This is a genomic window from Solibacillus sp. iso_87 (genome assembly GCF_056173085.1).
Map to the genome: position 1 here is coordinate 3,618,450 of NZ_CM149656.1, position 21,272 is coordinate 3,639,721.

22 protein-coding genes are annotated in these 21,272 nt (G+C 37.4%); 4 read left to right on the top strand and 18 right to left on the bottom strand.

Features of this window, described 5'->3' with window-relative positions; genetic code table 11:
• Window positions 1-3: 3 nt before the first annotated feature.
• From AC0VXV_RS18490 to acpS, 7 genes are all read right to left on the bottom strand, one after another.
• Complete coding sequence (locus AC0VXV_RS18490; RefSeq protein ID WP_475531496.1) at window positions 4-405, bottom strand: anti-sigma regulatory factor; 402 nt, start codon at window positions 403-405, stop codon at window positions 4-6.
• Between the two features lie 357 nt (window positions 406-762).
• On the bottom strand, window positions 763-1,236 hold the full coding sequence (gene tnpA / locus AC0VXV_RS18495; protein ID WP_475529517.1) for an IS200/IS605 family transposase: 474 nt from the start codon (window positions 1,234-1,236) through the stop codon (window positions 763-765).
• A 174-nt stretch (window positions 1,237-1,410) separates the two neighbouring features.
• Complete coding sequence (locus tag AC0VXV_RS18500; protein WP_008405778.1) at window positions 1,411-1,761, bottom strand: type II toxin-antitoxin system PemK/MazF family toxin; 351 nt, start codon at window positions 1,759-1,761, stop codon at window positions 1,411-1,413.
• Window positions 1,762-1,765: 4 nt separating this feature from the next.
• Window positions 1,766-2,053 carry a hypothetical protein gene (locus AC0VXV_RS18505; RefSeq protein WP_008405780.1) on the bottom strand — a complete coding sequence of 96 codons (288 nt, stop codon included), beginning with the start codon at window positions 2,051-2,053 and terminating at the stop codon, window positions 1,766-1,768.
• Window positions 2,054-2,219: 166 nt separating this feature from the next.
• Window positions 2,220-3,338: an alanine racemase gene (gene alr, locus AC0VXV_RS18510; protein WP_475529606.1), complete on the bottom strand. Its 1,119-nt coding sequence runs from the start codon at window positions 3,336-3,338 to the stop codon at window positions 2,220-2,222.
• A 178-nt stretch (window positions 3,339-3,516) separates the two neighbouring features.
• Window positions 3,517-4,509, bottom strand: a complete 993-nt coding sequence (locus AC0VXV_RS18515) for a LolA family protein (protein ID WP_475529607.1) — start codon at window positions 4,507-4,509, stop codon at window positions 3,517-3,519.
• Between the two features lie 65 nt (window positions 4,510-4,574).
• Entirely contained in the window at window positions 4,575-4,928 is a 354-nt protein-coding gene (gene acpS, locus AC0VXV_RS18520) for a holo-ACP synthase (protein ID WP_475529608.1), read from the bottom strand.
• A gap of 91 nt (window positions 4,929-5,019) precedes the next feature.
• Between acpS and AC0VXV_RS18525 the strand changes: the two genes are divergently transcribed.
• Complete coding sequence (locus tag AC0VXV_RS18525; protein ID WP_475529609.1) at window positions 5,020-5,643, top strand: rhomboid family intramembrane serine protease; 624 nt, start codon at window positions 5,020-5,022, stop codon at window positions 5,641-5,643.
• Window positions 5,644-5,689: 46 nt separating this feature from the next.
• On the opposite strand, the gene AC0VXV_RS18530 is transcribed toward AC0VXV_RS18525, so the two are convergent.
• The 7 genes from AC0VXV_RS18530 to AC0VXV_RS18560 all read right to left on the bottom strand — a co-directional run bounded on the left by AC0VXV_RS18530 (window position 5,690) and on the right by AC0VXV_RS18560 (window position 13,870).
• Window positions 5,690-7,168 carry a PH domain-containing protein gene (locus AC0VXV_RS18530; RefSeq protein WP_475531497.1) on the bottom strand — a complete coding sequence of 493 codons (1,479 nt, stop codon included), beginning with the start codon at window positions 7,166-7,168 and terminating at the stop codon, window positions 5,690-5,692.
• The gene (locus AC0VXV_RS18535; protein ID WP_475529610.1) at window positions 7,161-7,640 is read right to left on the bottom strand and encodes a PH domain-containing protein; all 480 of its coding nucleotides are present in this window, start codon (window positions 7,638-7,640) and stop codon (window positions 7,161-7,163) included. Before AC0VXV_RS18535 ends, AC0VXV_RS18530 begins: the two co-directional genes overlap by 8 nt.
• A gap of 228 nt (window positions 7,641-7,868) precedes the next feature.
• The gene (gene cshA / locus AC0VXV_RS18540; protein WP_475529611.1) at window positions 7,869-9,413 is read right to left on the bottom strand and encodes a degradosome RNA helicase CshA; all 1,545 of its coding nucleotides are present in this window, start codon (window positions 9,411-9,413) and stop codon (window positions 7,869-7,871) included.
• Between the two features lie 364 nt (window positions 9,414-9,777).
• A complete protein-coding gene (locus tag AC0VXV_RS18545) occupies window positions 9,778-10,473 on the bottom strand; it encodes an alpha/beta hydrolase (RefSeq protein ID WP_475529612.1) in 696 nt (231 codons plus the stop codon).
• 93 nt (window positions 10,474-10,566) lie between these two features.
• Window positions 10,567-11,937: a UDP-N-acetylmuramoyl-tripeptide--D-alanyl-D-alanine ligase gene (locus AC0VXV_RS18550; protein ID WP_475529613.1), complete on the bottom strand. Its 1,371-nt coding sequence runs from the start codon at window positions 11,935-11,937 to the stop codon at window positions 10,567-10,569.
• A gap of 12 nt (window positions 11,938-11,949) precedes the next feature.
• On the bottom strand, window positions 11,950-13,023 hold the full coding sequence (locus tag AC0VXV_RS18555) for a D-alanine--D-alanine ligase (RefSeq protein WP_475529614.1): 1,074 nt from the start codon (window positions 13,021-13,023) through the stop codon (window positions 11,950-11,952).
• A gap of 97 nt (window positions 13,024-13,120) precedes the next feature.
• The gene (locus tag AC0VXV_RS18560; protein WP_475529615.1) at window positions 13,121-13,870 is read right to left on the bottom strand and encodes a hypothetical protein; all 750 of its coding nucleotides are present in this window, start codon (window positions 13,868-13,870) and stop codon (window positions 13,121-13,123) included.
• 300 nt (window positions 13,871-14,170) lie between these two features.
• Between AC0VXV_RS18560 and AC0VXV_RS18565 the strand changes: the two genes are divergently transcribed.
• A complete protein-coding gene (locus AC0VXV_RS18565) occupies window positions 14,171-15,361 on the top strand; it encodes an FtsW/RodA/SpoVE family cell cycle protein (protein WP_475529616.1) in 1,191 nt (396 codons plus the stop codon).
• A 95-nt stretch (window positions 15,362-15,456) separates the two neighbouring features.
• Here the strand turns inward: AC0VXV_RS18565 and AC0VXV_RS18570 are convergent, their stop codons facing one another.
• Complete coding sequence (locus AC0VXV_RS18570; protein WP_176141992.1) at window positions 15,457-15,594, bottom strand: Lmo0850 family protein; 138 nt, start codon at window positions 15,592-15,594, stop codon at window positions 15,457-15,459.
• A 481-nt stretch (window positions 15,595-16,075) separates the two neighbouring features.
• Here AC0VXV_RS18570 and AC0VXV_RS18575 point away from each other — a divergent pair, with 481 nt between their 5' ends.
• Window positions 16,076-16,876, top strand: coding sequence for a YwqG family protein (locus AC0VXV_RS18575; RefSeq protein WP_475529617.1), 801 nt, complete (start codon window positions 16,076-16,078; stop codon window positions 16,874-16,876).
• A gap of 81 nt (window positions 16,877-16,957) precedes the next feature.
• Window positions 16,958-18,424 carry a cardiolipin synthase gene (gene cls / locus AC0VXV_RS18580; RefSeq protein ID WP_475529618.1) on the top strand — a complete coding sequence of 489 codons (1,467 nt, stop codon included), beginning with the start codon at window positions 16,958-16,960 and terminating at the stop codon, window positions 18,422-18,424.
• A 96-nt stretch (window positions 18,425-18,520) separates the two neighbouring features.
• Here the strand turns inward: cls and AC0VXV_RS18585 are convergent, their stop codons facing one another.
• From AC0VXV_RS18585 to AC0VXV_RS18595, 3 genes are all read right to left on the bottom strand, one after another.
• Window positions 18,521-19,411 carry a M15 family metallopeptidase gene (locus tag AC0VXV_RS18585; protein WP_475529619.1) on the bottom strand — a complete coding sequence of 297 codons (891 nt, stop codon included), beginning with the start codon at window positions 19,409-19,411 and terminating at the stop codon, window positions 18,521-18,523.
• A 25-nt stretch (window positions 19,412-19,436) separates the two neighbouring features.
• Window positions 19,437-19,691 (bottom strand): hypothetical protein, encoded by a 255-nt coding sequence (locus AC0VXV_RS18590; protein WP_079523311.1) that lies wholly within the window; start codon window positions 19,689-19,691, stop codon window positions 19,437-19,439.
• Window positions 19,692-19,979: 288 nt separating this feature from the next.
• Window positions 19,980-20,774: a helix-turn-helix transcriptional regulator gene (locus AC0VXV_RS18595; protein ID WP_475529620.1), complete on the bottom strand. Its 795-nt coding sequence runs from the start codon at window positions 20,772-20,774 to the stop codon at window positions 19,980-19,982.
• Window positions 20,775-21,272: the final 498 nt, after the last annotated feature.

Sequence of the window (21,272 nt, forward strand, 5' to 3'; positions counted from 1 at the left end):
ATCCTAATTTACCCATTTTTCGATAACTATCGTCGTCCCACTTCCTACAGTGGATTGGATGTCCATTGTATCCATCAGTCTTTTTACTCCAGGTAAACCCGCTCCAAGCCCGCCTGATGTTGAATAGCCGTCTTCCATCACTTTTTTCAAATTGCTTATTCCCGGTCCTTTATCTGCCGCTATTATGCGAAGGCCAACTTTCTCTTCATTACTAATACGCTCTATTGTCACTTCCCCGGCACGGGCATATAAATAAATATTTCGAGCCAGTTCACTTATCGACGTCGTAATTCGAGCTTGATCTACCGCGCCAAAGCCAATTGCTTTCGCCTCGTTACGTCCAAGTTGGCGTGCAGCTACAATATCCCATTCAGTTACAATCTCTACGGTAGATTTCGTATTCATCATAGTGCCCCCAATTTTCTACTTTTTCTTTCTATGGAGTTAACGTATAGTATCAGTTTTTTGAATTATTAATTTTTACATTATACCATATGTTATCCTTGTAGTTTAGTTGGATATAAGTTTTCAATCATACTATTGCTATAATTACAATTTTAAGTAAAATTTTACAATGTTACATGATTAGAGTTTACTATTTACCTAAAATTTATAGGGGACTTTTATTTATAAATAAAAACCACCAGTTGAACTGGTGGTTTTCTCTGCGCGTGAAACGCTGGGGTACTGGCCCACGTCTAAAGACGCTCTGAAAGGTCTGCCAACCGCACTACTTTTCCGACTACCGCTAAAGCGGTGTACTTATTTTTTTCTTCGATTTAATTCTTCCCCTGTGAATGGGTCAATGAATTCTTTCATCGTCATTTGATCCTCTAGGATATCTTCCTGCAATTGATTTTTTATATATTCCTGAATGACTTTTCGGTTTCGCCCTACTGTATCCACATAATATCCTCGACACCAAAATTTTCGGTTTCCATATTTATATTTCAAATTTGCATGTCGATCGAATATCATTAAACTGCTTTTCCCTTTGAGATACCCTACAAACGCAGATACACTAAGCTTCGGTGGAATACTCACTAACATATGTATATGATCAGGACAAGCTGTAGCTTCAATGATTTCTACGCCTTTTCTTTCACACAGTTGACGTAATATTTTACCGATGTCCGCTTTTATTTTTCCGTAGATTATTCTTCTTCTGTATTTTGGCGCAAACACAATGTGATACTTACAATTCCATGTTGTATGTGCTAAACTTTTATTATCCAATATTGGAGCTCCTTTCGTACGTAATCGGTTGACCAGACCTGATTTTATTGTACGACTGGAGTATTTTTTTTGTCCATAGCTAAAAGCTTTTTAGAACCCCCCGCATAGCAGGGGGTTTTCGTTTCCATAATAATAAAAAACACCGAAACGATTGTTTCGATGTTTTTTTATGTATTAAAATTTTACGAGTCCTAAACTAATATTAAGAGCGATATCTACTTCTTGCATTAGTTTTGCATCTAGCTGAGTAATACGATCTGTTAATCGTGATTTATCAATTGTACGCAATTGTTCAAGCAAAATTACCGAGTCACGCTCAAAACCATACTTTTTCGCATCGATTTCAACATGTGTAGGTAACTTTGCTTTTTGAATTTGCGCAGTAATTGCAGCTATTATGACAGTTGGACTAAAGCGATTTCCAATATCATTTTGAATAATAAGAACGGGTCTAGTCCCGCCCTGTTCCGACCCTACCACCGGTGATAGGTCAGCAAAAAAAACGTCTCCACGTTTTACAATCAAATTGTCATCCCCCGCTTACGAGACGCTCCACCATATGTTCCGCTTCATACTCTGCATGCAAGCACTCACTGCAAATTGTCAGATTAATTTGCGACATTTCCACATAGCCCTTTATTAAAGCTTCCCGTATTTGATTTGGTTGCATATGCTTTGTATAATTTTGAGTCGCCAAATACGCCATCATATAACCATTCTCAGTATTACGCCCAAACGTTCTTTCGAATTGCGTTACTAGCTCATTTGGTATGTCAATTACTACTTCTTCTACTTCTACTAATTCCTTCGCGTACAAAACAAGCACCTCCACCGAACATCCCATTTCCCATTCATTCTATCATTGATTGACTACAATGAAAAGACAGGAAAATTAAAAAACTGACAATTCTCGCAATAAAGGAATAAATATGGACATACTTGTTTTGTATATTTGAAGTTATTTACAGTAATATTACATCGATTTATTTATATACCCTAGGAACTCTAGCCGTTATTACACATGGCACTTCGTAATTAATTGTTTGGAGTTTATGAGCCCAATCATCTATCGTGATTTCCTCTTGCTGTTGGCAGCCTATCAGTACAACTTCTTCCCCAACATTATATGCTTCCGGAAGTAAAATCATACTTTGATCCATACAAATTCTGCCGACAATTTTCGCTCTTTTTCCTCCAACAAGTACTTCTTGGCCCGAAAGCTTACGAATCATACCGTCTGCGTAGCCAATCGGTATTGTACCGATATAGCAGTCCTCTTCTGCCGTATATGTTGCACCATAGCCTACCGATTGACCAGCCTTCATTTTTTTTATATGTACAAGTTCCGTCTGTAGAGAAAATGCCGGTTTAATCGGAAAAGGTAATTTTGTGCCTACATAACCCGAAGGCAGCAAACCGTACATGGAAATACCGAAACGTACCGCATCATGATGCAAAGAAGGATCTTTTACTAATGCGGTTGCTGTATTGGCAACATGAACAAGACGAGGCTTTTGTGGCAGTGCGCCTAAAAAGTCCTTGAATAGGGTAGCTTGATTGTCAAAGTACATTGAATCTTCTTCATCTGCAGTAGCAAAATGCGTAAAAATTCCATCCACTAAAAAGTCATCGGAAGAATTAATCATTGTATATAAATCCAATAATTCTTCTTTAGTAGATACACCGATACGTCCCATGCCTGAATCAACTTTAATATGAAGTCTTAACTGATTCAGCAGTGGTGTATACTGCTGTGCTTCTTGCAGCCATTCCGTAGAAAAGGCGGTAAGGATAATATTTTCTGCTGATGCATACGGAATAAAAGCGTGCGGTGAAGCACCTAACACTAAAATATCGATATCCTTAAAATTCTCTCTAATATGTACTGCTTCGTCTGGTGTTGCGACAGCAAGCATTGTTGCACCGGCCTCAATTGCCGTTTTTGCAACTTCCATATCTCCATGACCATATGCATTTGCTTTTACGACAGCAATAATTTGGATATTCGGTCCTATATAGTTTCGTAGTGAAGTAAGGTTATGTGTGATTGCTTGCAGATCAATTACTGCTTTTGTTGGTCTGTAATAAATTGGAGTATCCATTTCGATTTTTACCCTCTTTTTATAAGTTTAAACTTACTCTTATGTAATTTTCAGTCAACCGGACTTAAAATCTGTATACGAAAGAAATCATCTTGCGCTAGTTTGCGCAAGATGTCTCTTATTAAATATAACCATAAAATACAATTTAAAAACAAGTTTAGAAAGCCATAATTATAATTTATTTTATACTACTTTCCTGCACACTTGCAGCTACTTCCAATAATTCATCCTTCGTTAATTTTGTGGAAGCGATAAAGAAGGTCATGCCATCTTTGTCCCACTGAATTGAGTTATCAGTAATAGCCCCTATTGTATACCCTAAATCTGCCGGGTCCCCAGATACAGGTAATATTGTATCATCGGATTGGATCGGCTGCTGCATTAGTGTAAATGGCTTTTCCCCTTCAAATGTCAAAATTACACGTGTGTTTCCATCTTCCTGCACTTCAAACTCATCTGTCAGCTTTGTATGCGCCCAGTCAATCGTAGGGTAATACACGTTAAACTCTGTGTCTACCACTTCTGCTGATGCAGCTTTCTTTTCCTCTTTTTCAGAGAATTTTTCTACCGCATATTCTTCCGCAGTATGCTGCACACCTAATTTAATGTCTGCAAATGTAATCACAACTTGTTCTTGTAAAGATTCATCCATAACACTAACTTTTGTCGGAAGCATCGTTTTCTTATCGACTACAATTTGCTGAACCGGTAATGCTGTTTGGTCTACATTTCGTGTCGCAACTTCAAAAGTATAGCTCGCATCATCTTCAGTCATTACCGCTTTTGAATCTGATACCAAATCATCAGCCAATGCACCAATTATATACGCCTGACTGTTTTGCTTTGGCCATTCACTTTGGAATTTATGCGTTTTACGTAATGATGGCGTGACAACAAAGACACCTTCTTCATTTCGAACGATCAACTGCTGTTCTGACTCACCTTTTGGATTTACTGCCACTCGGTAAAAATCCGGTTTTGTGTGCCAAACTTTTACATCGTAAATACGTGGTTCTGCGCCTGTCCGAACTTCCATCGAAGCACTTAATTCATAACCTTTTGCGTCATTCCACTTCTTGTTAACATCCTCAATCACTTCATCCTTTGTAGCTTTTCCACACGCCGCCAAAAAGAGACAACAAACGACAACTACTAGCAGTCGTAGTTTCAAAGATTCACCCTTTCGATTATCTATTTCGATAAATTACTATATGAGCCAAGGTGTGCATGTATGTATTATTGCATTAAGATTACTTGGGCAGCTGCTGTCGTACGGGTATGAGTAATGGAAATATACCCGTTCACCAGTTCACCATCGAAGTATAATACAGGTTTTCCTTGCTCCGTTTTTAAAATTTCTATTTGATGGAGTTCACAGCCTTTACCGATTCCTGTGCCATTCGCTTTTGAATAGGCTTCCTTTGCAGCAAAGCGACCTGCCAAAAATTCCACTTTGCGCATATCCGATAATGTATCAAAAATAGCCAGTTCCCTATCTGTTAAAATTCTTTGAGCGAATTTTTCTGAACGTCCGATCATTTTTTCAATTCGGTCCAATTCTACTAAATCTAAACCAATCCCTTTTATCATTTAATAGCTCTCCCTTTCTTTTAATCATTACTCCAATGTATAATGAATAAAAATACGTTTTATTTTTTTATCGACTTAATTGAGGTGGAACATGTTTATTCGTAGAGAAAATTTTAAACAGTACATTACGTTATATCCGGTCGTATCGTCAATTATAGCAATTAATCTAATTGTTTTCGTCCTAACATTAATACCGGGCTTCGGCGAAGATTTGCTTTATGCCGGTATGAGCGTAAATGGACTCATTGCAGCAGGTGAATGGTGGCGTATTATTACATCAATGTTTTTACATGCAGGTTTTATGCACGTTCTTTTTAATATGTTCTCACTATTTTTATTTGGTCCGGAACTTGAGAAAATCGCTGGCAAAGTGCGCTTTTTAACCATTTACTTTTTAGCCGGAATTTTTGGTGTTGCTGCTACTTACGCAACACAAGATGCCTATTATGCAAGCGTAGGTGCAAGTGGGGCGCTATACGGAATTTTCGGGGCGTTCGGGGCCCTTGTTTATTACACAAGACATTTATTCCCGCAGTTAAGACAAATAATATTGCCATTAATAGTGATTAGTATTATTATGACATTTTTAACACCAAATATTAATATTGCTGCACATTTAGGCGGTTTAGTTACCGGCTTTATTTTAGGAGTCGTTTACTTTAATCCTAAAAATATGGGACGCTGGCGCAAACAGCCCATTAGACGGGTAAAATAAAAACAGGATTCGCGAAAAGTAAAACTTCTTCGCGAACCCTGTTTTTTTAATGTTCATACCAGGACAGTACTCTTTCCACTTCCTGTTGCTCCATATGACGCGCTGTCGCTGAAGCTCCGAGCATACCTGACATCACTACAATTTTTACAGACCCTATATCCCGTCGCTTCTGGAAATAGGTTTGACTACCTTGCGTAATTTGTACTCGTTTTTTTATAGCATAAAATGTTACACGGCTTAAAAGACGCGAGACAATCGTAATTTGCTGATCTTTCACCGTAAATCCAGTCGTCTTAAATTGCCATCTTCCGAGTAGAATGATTGGCACGATTAGCAAAAATGACAACAGTCCATATGGATAGAAGAAGTAAGAAATAGCACCGGTTAAAGGAACTAGCCATACAAAATCAATCCGATAGAAAAAAGGCTGTGCTTTTTTTGGCGGCTGAATAAGTTGGGTAACTTCAAAATCATATTCAGGAAACAGTTCTGCCAATGGTGTAAAAACTTCTTTTTTTGCAATTAACGGAAATAAAATAATTTTTTTATCATTCTCCCCGCTAAATCCTCCACCAGCACTTTCTACCGCAACAGATGCTAAACCGAGCATTTGCTGGAAAGGGTTTTCCGCCAGTTTAATTGCCTGCACCCGGTTTAACGGAATTGTCACACGTTTTTTTTCGATTAATCCCCGCGTAATAATTAGACGGTCATATTGCTTGCTGACCGTAAAGTTATAATAATTTAAAAACGTCAAGCCTACAGAAATTCCCCATGCCAGTATTAGCGCAAGCGCAATTAAAATCATGACAACAATAAAGCCGTATTCCACTAAAAATGCCAATTCATCATAAATCAGATCAAATGGAATAAACTCCGCAAATTGCGAAAGGACAGCAAAAACTCCGGCAAGTACTACCCCCACACCGCTGGAAGTCGTCGCTAACAGTAACAGCTCCGGTATTTTCATTTTGTGTAAAACTACTGATGCCGGCTCTGGCTCTTCAACTTCAACTATTTGTCCTATGTCACTTTCGATCGGCAGTTTCTGTTTCGCCTTTTTCATTTGAATTTCCACTTCGTCTGCCGCAGCTTTCGTTACCGCTGTCAGTTCCGCTTCCGGTTTTCCATCTTTACTTCCCGCCGTTTCCACTTGTACTTGCACAAGCTTGAACAACCGGTGAAAAATACCTTCTTTATAATTCAAGTTTTGAATGCGATCAAATGGAATATAGCGCTTTTTCTTTATAAACAGACCATATTCCACTCGGAGTTCACTATCTTCAAACCAATATACAAATGTCCACCACTTAATCAAACCGCTCACTACCGTTACCGATAAGACAATAACTAAAATTAAGAGCGGAATCATTTCACTGAAAAATGTTTCACTTCGATAATCCAAATTAAAATTAAAGCCGTTCGCCGCAACAATGATAATGATCGGGATAAGGAGATCTTTCAATGCCTTTACAACATTGATGATTGCCGTTACAGGATGAAGTTTATATTTGTCTTTAGACATCATCTTCCGCCACCCTTGCAAGTTCAGAGATTTTTGTCCTCAATTCATCAGCATCTTCAACTTTCAACATAGGAATCGTATGTACTGTTGCCGCCGAAGAAATCGATATACTCGCTAACATGTATTTTTTTAAAATCGGTCCCTGCTCTGTATCAACATGTTGAACACGCACCATCGGTATTAATGTCCGTTTTACGACAAACAGACCACTTTGAATTTCAATTTCCTGTTCTCGTACTTCATAACGCCAAATTTTCCACCGGATGCTCGGGAATACAATAACTGAAAACGCAATTGATAACAATACGAGCGCGATGGCAATCCACATAATCCATTGCGGCCAATCAAATCGAACTGTTAAAAATACGATGCCGCCTGTTAAAAGAGCGATAATAAAAGTTTGAATAATTCCATATAGTCGCCACACTATTTGCGCTTTTTTAGGTAACTGAAACTTTGGTTGTTCTCTCACTAGCCCTACACCTCTTTCTCTATATTATGCTATACGTATCAACTGCTTAAATGTTTCAATATGTTCAACTAGGATGATAAAAACAAATCCCCTCCCCTTCATAGTATAGTTAATTGGTAAATTTGTTAAATAATTTATGAAAATTTTATTTCCCGGAAAATATACTTGTATAAAATTTTCAACAAAAAAACACACCAACGATTTTCTCGTTGGTGTGTTGAAATAGTATTAGTCTTCGCGACGTTGACGTGGACGACGGTCACGAGAGCCTTCGCGACGAGCACCGCCTTCACGACGACCTCCATCACGGCTTCCGCTACCAGCACGGCTTCCGCCACCTTCACGACGGCGATCTCCTCCGCGACGGTCACCACCGCCACGGTTGCCACCACGGTTTCGGTCATTACCGCCACGGCCGCGGCCTCCGCCACCTTGTGAACGGTCACGACGCATTGGTAATGGACGCTCTTCCGATAATGATACTGGTGTAGCATCCGGTTCTTTAGTAATTGATTTAAGTGCTGCTGCTACCAAGTCAAGTGCATCGTTATTTTCCAATAACTTAGCTGCTAACTCACGGTAAGTACCTAAATCATTATTTTGAACTAATTCCACCAATGATTGCATTGCATCCTCTTGTAAGCCTACTAATGCTTCTTCAGATGTTGGTGGACGTAAAGGTGTCATACGTTTTTTCGTAGTTTCTTCTACGATGCGTAAATAACCCATTTCACGAGGTGTTACAAATGTTACTGCAACACCAGATTTACCAGCACGGCCTGTACGACCGATACGGTGAACGTAAGACTCAGGATCTTGTGGAATGTCAAAGTTGTAAACATGCGTTACACCTGAAATATCCAATCCACGAGCTGCTACATCTGTTGCGATTAAAATGTCAATTTTACCTTCTTTGAACTGGCGTAAAACTGAAATACGTTTCGCTTGAGATAAGTCACCGTGAATACCTTCAGCTAAGAAGCCACGTAAACCTAAAGCTTGGCTTAATTCATCAACACGGCGTTTCGTACGACCGAAAATGATTGCAAGTTCTGGTTTTTGAACGTCAAGTAAACGAGATAAAGCATCGAATTTTTCACGCTCTGTTGCTTTTACGAAGAATTGTTCAATGTTTTCCATTGTTAATTCTTTCGCTTTAATTTTTACGATTTCAGGATCTTTCATGAATGTCTCTGCAATTTTGCGGATTGCTGGAGGCATTGTCGCTGAGAATAGTAATGTTTGGCGATCTGATGGTACATTTTCTAAAATCGCATTAATATCATCGATGAAGCCCATGTTTAACATTTCGTCCGCTTCGTCTAAAACTAAAGTTTGCACTTCGTCTAAACGTAATGTACGACGGTTAATATGGTCTTGAATACGACCTGGTGTACCTACAATAATTTGTGGTTTATTTTTTAATGCGCGGATTTGACGGCCGATTTCTTGACCACCGTAAACTGATAATAATTTTACGCGCTTGTCATAACCTAATTTATAAAGTTCTTCTGAAACTTGGATTGCTAATTCGCGAGTCGGAGCAATTACCAAAGCTTGGATATTCGGGTTTTTTGGATCGATTTTCTCGATTAAAGGAATACCAAACGCAGCTGTTTTACCAGTACCTGTTTGTGCTTGACCTAAAACGTCACGGCCGTCCATTGCAAACGTAATTGTACCTTCTTGGATTGGTGTTGCTTCTTCAAACCCCATACGCTTAATAGAACGTAATGTCGATTCACTAATGTTTAATTCTGAAAAATTTGTCAAACTCTTCATTCTCCTTTTTCCTGTATAAGTTGACAAATGGTTACATTTTCAGATGAAATGGCGGCAAATTTCGAGCCATTGTATGTGGAACGTTTCCGTTACTTAAAAATTCTCTCTGCTTCAGTGCAGAGTCTCTTATATGAAAAGGAAAGCCCGGTCATTGCCGAGCGGTTCAATTCTACCGTTTCTAATTGGTTGTTGCATTTGTAAAAAATAGAATAAAACCGTTTATCAAAAAAAAGCACTCTTCACCCATAAGTCTGAAGAGTCTTCGCACAAAATGTATCCATTGCTTTTATTAGTCTAACATGGGTTGTAACGGTATGCAATGATATTGCTTTGTATCATAATAGTCAGATATTTATTACTCCAATAAAAATTGATACACTTGTTTAAACCATTGCTCACAATCATCACTGTAACAAATATGATGTTTTCCACAATCTGAAATATACATTTGCTTTTGTTGCGACTGAATTTGTTCAAATAATATTTGGGCGGTTGCACTTGGCACAATTCCATCCAGCTCCCCTTGTACAATGAAGGTAGGACACTGAATGTTTTTTATATAAGGCTCCGTTTTTTTCACGACCTTCATAAATTCAATGGTTGCTGTTAACGGGACATTTTTAAATTTAAATTTGTACCGCGCAAACAATTCGTTTTCTTCTAACTTTTTATGCACCATATCTTGGGCAATTGCTCGAACATCTTTTACTAACTGCGTAGGACTCACATATTTTGCTGCAGCACTTAGGAGTACCAACTTTTTTACTGGGTAACGTATAGATAAGTACATCGCAATGACACCCCCCATTGAAAAACCGACGACTATGACTTCATCGACTTGCTTTTTCAACAACCGATATGCGATTTCCGCTTCCATCATCCAATGTTCTGCTTTATAGCCTTTCATTGCCAAATGCTCTGCATCACCGTGACCGGAGAACGTCGGAATACTTACGACCCAATCTATTCGTTGCTCTATATAATGCGCAAAAGGCTGTACTTCATACGGTCCACCTGAAAATCCATGTAAAAATAGGACGCCGATTTTCATCCAATCACCTGCTTCCATTAAGCTGTTAGTATCTATAATAAGCGACTTTTAAAGTCGAAAAAACTTTTTTGCGCTAAAAAAAACGAGCTAGCACTAGGCTAACTCGATTGAATGGATAACTTTCTCCAACTGCATTCCACGAGAACCTTTTACTAAGAGGATTGACTCGTTTGTTGCATGAGATTGAATTTTTTCGATAATCGGTGCGTACTCATTCTCGGAATACACTAAATGCTCAGCATCAAATGTTTCTTGCAGTTTATTATAGAGCCACTTCATGCGCGGGCCATACAAGCAAACATAGCGTATTTCTTCAGGATGAATATGTGCGGCAATACCTTCATGCATCTGCTTTTCATCGTTTCCAAGCTCAAGCATATCACCAAGTACAAGCCATTTTTCGTTGCGGATTGTCGTTTGTTCGACAAATTGGATCGCAGCATGCATCGATGTTGGCGCAGCATTGTACGCATCGTTAATAAATAATAAATCACCGACCGGAACAAGTTGCATCCGCATATCTGTTAAAACTACTTTCTTTAATGCTTCGCGGATTTGCTCGTCAGTCAAACCTAATGCCTTGCTTACCAGCATTGCACTTAATGTATTCTTCACTTGGTGCTCGCCTAAAACCGAAATGAAGAAATCACCCTGGATTACTCCATCTACATGGAAACTGCTTCCTTGTGCTGTCGCTTCTATTTGGGAAGCTGCCAAACTTTGCGCTTGGCTAAAGCCGAATGCCTGTGTTTTTAACTGCGGTGTTTTTGCAACTAAGTTTTGAAGTAACGGTTCATCACCATCATAGAAAAGAATCCCTTCTTCAGACAATCCTTTTACAATTTCAAACTTCGCCTTTGCAATCCCTTCGCGTGATCCTAAATCTTGCATATGGGCTTCACCGATATTTGTAATAATGGCATAATGCGGACGTGCAAGTTTCGTTAGAAATTCAATTTCACCGAAACCGCTCATCCCCATTTCCAATACGGAAACTTCTGTATCCTCATCAAGCTGTAAAATCGTAATCGGCAAACCGAGCTGATTATTAAAGTTCCCGATCGTTTTTTGTACTTTAAAGTATGGAGAAAGTGCTCCCGCCAAAATATCTTTTGAAGACGTTTTCCCGTTTGAGCCGGTAATTCCGATAAATGTCGCTCGATGCTCATTACGGTAACACTCTGCCATTTTCTGAAGTGCAAGCTCTGGGTCTTCCACGAAAATTAATGGCAAATGTTTCGGGGGATTTGGCTCATCGCTCATCCATAAAGAAGCTGCCGCGCCTTTTTCAAATGCCTGCTCAACAAAACGGTGCCCATTTACGGCTTCTCCACGGAAAGGAATAAATAAATCCCCTTTTGCAATTGTCCGTGTATCAATGGAAATACCTGTGACAATCGTTTCAGGAAATGACTGATTTTCTATCGTTAACCATGCTGCAATTTGCTGTAAACTTTTTTTCACTTTTTATCCCACTCAATCTCTGTTGTATTGAAGCTGTTGTTTTTCTGTATAACGTTCCAGCGCGAAACCAATCAGCTCTTTAATTAGCTCTGGATATGTTACATCCGTATGCTGCCACAATAAAGGATACATGCTTACCGGTGTAAATCCTGGCATTGTATTTACTTCATTGATGAAAATTTCGTTGTTTTCAGTTACAAAGAAATCTGCGCGCACTAACCCTGCTCCGTCAATCGCTTTAAACGCTCTTTTCGCCATATCTACTAAGTCTGTATAAACATCGTCTTGTAATGGTGCAGGTATAATTAATGCTGTCGAGCCATCTTTATATTTTGAATCATAATCATAAAACTCAGTCATTGGCTTAATTTCTCCTGCTACTGAAACATTAGGTGCGTCATTCCCTAACACAGCAAGTTCAATTTCTCGAGCCGTTACGCCTTGTTCAATCACAATTTTACGGTCATATTGCAGTGCAAATTGAACAGCTTTTTCTAGTTCCGCTGCATTCGTCGCTTTGCTAATTCCTACACTTGATCCTAAGTTAGCCGGTTTAACAAACATCGGATAGCCTAAAGACTGTTCGCATCTTTTGATCCAAGATTCTTTCTCCCGCTCCCATTCACTTCGAATGAAATATTCATAAGGTAATTGCGGCAATTTTGCTATTTCAAACAACTGCTTCATAACTACCTTATCCATACCTGCTGCTGAACCAAGAACACCGTTACCTACATAAGGAATGTTCAGCACTTCCAAAAAGCCTTGTACTGTTCCATCTTCACCGTTCGTGCCATGCAGTAAAGGGAAGATTACATCGAATGGACTTTCCATATGTTTTGCAATAAATTGCGTAATATTATTTTCAGAATGGTCTGATGCCGTTGTAAATTGCAATTGTTCAATTGTTTGAGCGGGTTCTGTTAATTGAGGTCCAACACGCCATTCACCCTTCAATGTTATAAAAATCGGGAAAACGTCAAACTCATTAAAATCCATTGCTTGAGTTACTGCCTTTGCAGTTGAGAGTGATACTTCATGCTCGGCTGACTTACCACCATATAATAAACCAATTCTTTTTTTCATTTTTTTGACCTCCAGTTTTCACTAACCTTATTTTATCAGAATACACTAAACGCTGAAATCGGATAAAAAACACCCACTGCCCTGTTCGCTGTGAGTGTCAACTAATTTGTATTAATTCATCATAGCCTTGTTTTAATATTTCATCTAAATCATCCCAAACTTCATCCGGATAATCATAATCACTCAGCACTCGGATTTCGATTGCATAATGGGAATTTGGTTTATCTAGTTTATATAATGACAGCAATGCGCCTTCCTTAGCAAAAGGCCGATATTGTCTTAATGTAGAAGGATCGATTGTCGGTGAGTTGTTTTTATTCTTTCTTCTCCAAAAGCTCCCCACACCTTCTTTATCTCTTATCATTCGATTAAATAGATTCGAAACGAGTATTTCAGAATCGCCTATAAAACGATAATATACTTTTGTCATTTTGTCAGTTACAGATGAGTAATAAGCATAGCGATTTTGCAATTTGTTGAAAAATGGTGATGCAAGCGGTTCACGCTTATGACTTAAATACAGAAGTTCTGCCTGTTCAAGGGGAGTTAACGTATTAATGTTTTTCTCTGTCGTAAAATCTACCCAGCATAAATCTTTCTTTAAGTCGCTTTCCTTTTTTAGAAAATCGCGCATATCTTCATTTGTCACAAAATCAAATTGTGTATGCATATTAAAAGAGCCGTTGTCGTAGGCGTGCTTTAATAACAGAACATTTTTTACGGGCTCGACCGAAACCATAAATTCCTTCAGTGTAAGACCACTATAAATAACAAAATGTTCGACATCGTTCATATGAATATATAAATGATGCATAAAATCTTCAGCAGATTTCATTTTCTTTGCCACGATTTGCACGCCCCTTTAATATGAATAATATGATTATTATATGACTTCTCATTCAAATTTGAAACATTTTCTCACCTGTTTCGTCCAACTTTTAAATTAGTCTTACTAAAGTAATTTTTATAAGAATATGATAAAGTAAATAAAGCTTAAAACATTACAGCAATTTCCGTGAAAACTTTCCTATATCTGCAATTCTTTTACCGGGAAATGTTGTGCTCACATAAAGAACCTTCAATTTGTTGGTATCTTGTATCTTCTGGCCCTTTAACGGGTTAAATTTAATAATTTAAGGTGAAACGAATGGATACAAACAATTATAATTTTAATAAACGGTTCGACTGGACACTTACAATAATCTTAATCTTATTTTTAGGTGTCAGTTTACTGGCGATCGCTTCTGCACAAACATCCGGGCAATACGGAACAAACTTTGTCCCGAGACAAATGCTTAACTATGCGATTTTTGCCTTCATTGTTGCAGTTGTCATGTACTTTGATCCCGACCAGTACAAAAAACTGGCCTGGCCCTTATATGGTATGGGGCTGATACTGCTTGTTGCCGTTGTGGCGATTCCGGCATCAACAGGCATCACAATTGAGCGGAACGGTGCGCACAGTTGGTTTAATACACCGATCGGAAGCATCCAGCCTGCCGAATTCATGAAGACGTTTTTCATTTTGTCCGCCGCTTATTTGATAAGCAGGCATAACGAAAAATACCAGATTAAAACAATAAAGTCCGATATGATCTTACTAGGTAAAATCGGTGTAACTTTAATTGTGCCGCTCGGTTTAATTATGCTGCAGCCGGATTTAGGTTCAGGCCTCGTATTCATAGCCATTACCGTTGCACTTGTGATTGTTGCCGGTGTCACCTGGAAAATCATTCTGCCTCTTCTCGGCGGGGCAGCTGTTGTCGGCGGATCATTATTATGGATGGCCCTGTATATGCAGGATTTCCTTGAAAAGACATTCGGATTCCAGCCATACCAATTCGCCCGGATCTACTCATGGCTCGACCCATACTCATATGCAACTTCGGACGGCTACCATTTAATTACGTCGCTAAATGCTATTGGCTCCGGTGAGGTTTTCGGTAAAGGATTCATGGCACGTGAAGTATATGTTGCGGAAAACCATACAGACTTTATCTTTGCTGTAATCGGCGAAGAGTGGGGCTTTATCGGCGCAAGCGCTGTTATATGTCTATACTTCCTGTTAATCTATCACTTAACGAAGATGACTTTATTATTAAAAGATCCGTTCTGTACTTATGTATGTGCAGGGATTATCGCTATGATTACGTTCCATGTATTTGAAAACATCGGTATGACAATACAACTTCTGCCGATTACAGGTATTCCATTACCTTTCATTAGCTATGGAGGCAGTTCAATGATGGGGAATGCCTTAGCGATCGGTCTAGTCTATAGTATGAAGTATCATTACCGTACGTATATGTTTACAACAAATGATCCTGACGATGAATAAAACAAAAAGGACCCGCGTATACCGCGGGTCCTTTTCCTATTGCTTCATATGAAAATAACGTATGACAAACGGGGTTTCATCACACATAATTTTCATTAATTTTGCGTTTGTGGAGTTTGTGTTGGTGGTGTTAAAACTTTTAAAAGCTCAAGACGAGATTTCGTAACTGTCGCCGTAACACCTAATTTTGATAAGTTTGTAACAATACGCTTTAAATCAATCTCTTTCGCCATTTGATTACACCTCAAACTTTCCTTTGTTAATATATATAACGATATTTCATGTTAAAAGTTTCAAATTAATAAGGTCAGACCTTGTACTACTTCATATGTTACCACGTATAATCTTATTTTTCTTTCCTGTTTTGTGACAAAACTAAAACATAATTAAACTTAACCGTTTATTAACAATAATAAACCTATATAAATTTATTTCAGAGAAAATTTTTTCTAGTAAATTTTATAATTACTTTTGAAATAATTTACATAATCTTCACGAATACATGTTATTTAATAACTTTATTTTTCACGTGTAGTTAATATTAATTGCTTTATATTTCCAACTATGTTTAACAAAAATTACAAGTGGAAATATTGAAAATATCATGATCATTTTTGTGAAGTAATTCCGTTTAGGAATAAACAAATTTCCGTCCGTACGGGCCTTTTAATTCATCATTTCACATAGATGTTACTTCAGTAGGAGGAACTTCAAATGTCACATATTGAAAAAAATATTTATATTCCAAAAGAATTGATCCATTATCATACAAGTTTAAGTCATTCAGCCGAACAAGTAGCAATTTTAAAACCGGTGAAACAACCTGCGTATTTACATGAAAGTAAATTTGCTGGTCTTCCTTTTCTAACAAATAAAATGGAACATCCTAAAGACAATCAAAATCGCTATATGCTGTTTTTGGCACAGCTTAACTTTGCGGAGATTCAGCTTGACCATCCATTTCCACAAGATGGTATATTGCAATTTTATATCCCACAGCAATGTTATGAAAGGGAAAAGTTACATTCGGAATGTCGTTATTTTAAAGTCCAATATATACCTTATCAAGGTCACTATAATAAATTTATTCATGATTTCACGTATTTAGAAGACGTAAACATCAGCAGTTTCCCGATTCAACAGGAAATGAAGCTCATTCCAAAAACACAATTCGAACCGGTGTCTGCAATGGATTACCGTTTAAATAATTATTTTAAACCTGAAATAATGGATGCACCCATTACATTGGATGACCGTTCATTTCAGGATGTATATTTGGAGAGCTATTTAGCAGCGGAACATAAAATTGGCGGCTATCCATATTTTATACATCAGGATTTCAGAAAAACGTCGCCCTATTTACAGCACTATGACACATTATTACTGCAAATCGTTTCAAACGATGAGCAAAATATTATGTGGGGAGATAGTGGAATTATCAGCTTCTTCATTAACCACCAAAAATTAGCACAATGTGATTTCTCGGATATTTACTTCCATGTTGAGGAATATTAAAAAAGTAAGAAGCACTCGCTTGAAGTGTTTCTTTTTTTGTTTTGCTTCCATAGGCTATAATGAAAGTAAGAAGGAAAGTAGGTGAATCTTTTGAGCGCAATTATTCAAAGTTCCATTTGGGTACCGCTTATTATGTTTATAAATATTCTATTTGCCCTGACTGTCATTTTCTTAGAGCGCAAAAAGCCATCATCGACTTGGGCATGGTTGCTCGTTCTTTTTTTCTTACCGTTTGTTGGATTTTTCCTCTATTTATTATTAGGAAGACAATTAAGAAAAAAACACTTATTCCGGTGGGATGGCAGAAAAGATATCGGGATTGAACAACTGATTAATTATCAGATTGAAGCAATTGAAAATAATGAGCTGGAACTGCGTGCAGAACATATTAAAAGTTATAATCATCTCATATATATGAATTTAAAAACAAATAACGCTGTCCTGACACAAGATAACGATGTGAAGATTTTCGATGACGGCAGTGACAAGTTCGAAGCACTGATAAATGATATTCTACATGCTAAAAACCACATTCATATTCAATACTATATTTTCAAACTGGATAACTTGGGGCAACGCATTGTAAATGCCTTAATAAAAAAGGCGAAACAAGGTGTAAAAGTAAGAGTACTATTTGATGAAATGGGCTCACGCGGAGTTCGGAAGCGGCATTTTAAAGAACTGATCGAAGCTGGCGGTGAAGTAGAAGTATTTTTCCCTTCGATTTTGCCACTCATTAATCCACGCTTAAACTTTAGAAATCACAGAAAAATCTCCATAATAGACGGGCGTATCGGCTATATCGGAGGATTTAACGTTGGGGACGAATATTTAAGTTTATCGGATCGATTCGGCTACTGGCGCGATACACACTTACGGATTGAAGGGAGTGCTGTCCACCCATTACAGACTCGCTTCATTTTAGACTGGAACCAGGCAAGTGCCAAGAATGATATTTGTTATGCAGAGCGTTATTTTCCGATTATTCCTCAAAAAGGAACGGTTGCTCTCCAAATTATTTCAAGCGGTCCTGACACAGAATGGGAAGTAATTAAAAACAACTATTTGCATTTAATCTCGAATGCAAAAAAATACGTGTACATACAGTCCCCGTATTTCATTCCAGATGAATCGTTTTTTGACGCTATTAAAATCGCAGCGCTATCCGGCCTCGATGTACGGATTATGATTCCAAATAAACCTGACCATATGTTTGTCTATTGGGCGACTTATTCATACGTAGGACCACTCGTTGAAGCAGGTGCAAAAGTGTATCATTATGAAAAAGGCTTTATTCACGCCAAAATGATTGTCGTGGATGATGAAATTGCTTCAGTCGGTACTGCAAACATTGATGTGCGGAGTTTTAGTTTAAACTTTGAAGTGAACGCCCTTCTTTATGACCGATTATTGGCACACCGTCTTGCCGAAATATTCGAAAGTGATATATTAGACTGCTCAGAGCTCACATTTGAACTGTACAAAAATCGCTCCAGCTTTATTAAATTCAAAGAATCCATTTCCCGTTTATTATCACCGATACTGTAGGGAAATTGAATTGAGTTTAAAGTTCTGTGCATAGTAAAAAACCAATTTCCTCCTTAGAGAAAATTGGTTTTTTTATTTATAATTCAGTTTTAAGTATTATTGTATCCCTAAGTATTCTTCCAGCGTTACACCAGCTTCAAATACCTTTGTCGCAAGTTCGCCTTCCAAATAGCGGAAATGCCATGATTCATGCATAAAACCTGTAATCTCTTCTTTTCCTTTTGGATATCTTAAAATGAACCCGTACTTATGGGCATTTTGTGCCAACCACTGTCCTGCTTCAGTGTCGCCGAACTCATTTGTCAGCCACAAATCTTCACGACCCTTTTCCCCAATATCAAAAGCGAGTCCAGTTTGATGCTCGGAATACCCTGGTCTGGCACTATAGCGATCTGCCGCTTCCTTCCCGTCTCGCTTCACATACCGATCGTATAGTGTTTTTTGATAATCGTAAGAACGGAAACCACTAAAAGCAACGAGCTCTATTCCATTTTCCATAGCAGCTTTTGCCATCTTTTCAAAAGCGGCACGCGCCTTAGGATCTTCCCCTTTATTGTAGGTAGAGGGAAGAGGATTTTTCTTATTCGCAATTAAAACCCCTTTTACGAAAGTAGGCTCTGTTGCAGACTTTTGGCCAACAATATATCCATTTTCCAGTTCCACTTCTTCCGTAGCAGTTGGAGTTTCTTGAGCAGGTTGTTTAATTGGCTGCTCCCCAGAATTTGCCGAAGAATTTTCACCGTTTTTTTCTGAAGAAGCTACATCATCAGCATTTTCATCTTTTGGCTCCAACGGTTCTTCCGTTTCGTTTGTTTTATTTTGTGTCTCTTCATTTTCCAGTTTATTTGGTTCAACAGATTTTTCTTCTGTAGCAGATTGTGCTACTTCAAATTTATAATAAATAGACCCTAAGATCGCAATTAAAATAACAATTGAAATGGATACAATCATTGCGATCGGACTTTTTCTGTTTGCTTTTCTGTTCATTCCATTTCGCCTTCTTTTTCTATTTTTATCCTGTGACAATAATAAATAAAACAATAATTGATAAAACCGCAAAAATCATCGACATCTTCTGCATCCATTTTGCTTCCTTTTCATGACCCTTTTCTTTAAATGTACGTGAACGGAAAAAATTCGTAAATGTAAACATAATCGTCATAGCTAAAATGGCCGCTTCCATATTTTGTTTCACAATGAAAAATAGTGCGGTTAAACTAGCTCCTGCAACTAAAACGAGTGAGATCGCTCTTTCATATTTTTTCATTTTTCTCTCCTTACATGATGATTGCATGTCCTTATTAAAAGCAATCTATTTTTCAACCTTTGTTTAGTATAAAACTAGCTTTATTAATAATGCAATTTTGAAAATCTTAAAGCCACAACTAGTTTTAAAATAAAAAAACTCTACATGTAATAATATATACCATGCAGAGTTTTCATATATTATTCTTTTTTTTCTGAAACTTTCAGCTAAACGAAGAATATAGAAATAAAATTAACTAATCTGCCCTACATTTAAGGGTGTACTACACGCTCAGTAGGATTTTAAGTATTAAACACTTTCGTACTCTACTTCAGGAATTTCAAATCGGAAAAATTCATGATGCAGTTCATCACGGAAATGTTTAGGTGTTACACCTGTGTATTTCTTGAAAATTCTAGTGAAATAACTCTGATTACAGAAATGGAATTGATCTGAGATTGAGGTAATGCTTTTATTCGTATGGCGTAAATAATATTGGGATTCCTCTACACGGCGAACATTTAAGTATTCAACTAAAGTGATCCCTACATGCTCACGGAAAATACGCGATAAATGACTCGTACTAATATGGAAGTTCGCTGCAATACTTTCAACTGTTAGATCATTTTCCAGCTCATCATTTATGTACATAATTACTTTGTTTACTGTTTGGTGACGGAACGTAGGCTGCTTTCGATCCGCAATAAAATACACATAAAAATCGATTAAGTCATCTGCAAATTGCAGAAACTCGGCATCCTTCATCTTGTTTTCAATCATATCTGCACATGCTAAATTGAAGGCAAATGCTTTTTTAGAAGGGACTTGATTATCTAAAAGCTTACGCGCAACAATTGAGGATAACGTAACAAAATACGAGCGCACTACTTTAATGACCTGTTTTCCGAAGCGTGCGGATAATATGTCTATTATTTCGTGTAATGTCTTCTTTGCTTTTGCTACTTCTAAATGATAAACTTCAAAAATCAATCGAGATTCCAGAACAAAAAAATCTTCGATCCCAGTATATTGATTGATATTGTCAATCTCTTGAAAATACCGTTTTGAAATTGTTTCCGAGATTGAATATTGATGTAGTTGCATAAGTTACCCCATCTTTCTTCAGAATGACCTTCTATTACTTATTAGAAAGACAAGCCTAATACAAATGTACAAGAAATTGTCATAATTCTGCATATTGTTGATATTCCTTACATCTGCCAGTCTGTATTTCATAATAAGTGATAACATTATATTAATCATAAGAAATTTCCATAAAAGAATTTCTTTTATTAAGCAAAGTAATTATTTATTCATTTTTATATTTATACTATTATAGTATGCATTGTTTTCCGCATAATAGTACATTTTATTAGTAACTATAGTGAATATTACCATATTACAAGTTTTGCTTTCAACCTAATTTTAACAATTAACCTAGGACAAAATTATTAGTTTACTTCCAATTATAGAAATAAAGGAATTTAAAAAATGCATATTTCACCTAATCATACTCTTTTACCATAGTAATTTTCACGCTATCTTTTCATTATATTTTCTATAAAAAAATTCTCTTTTTCCATCCCCCCAAAATATTTTTCA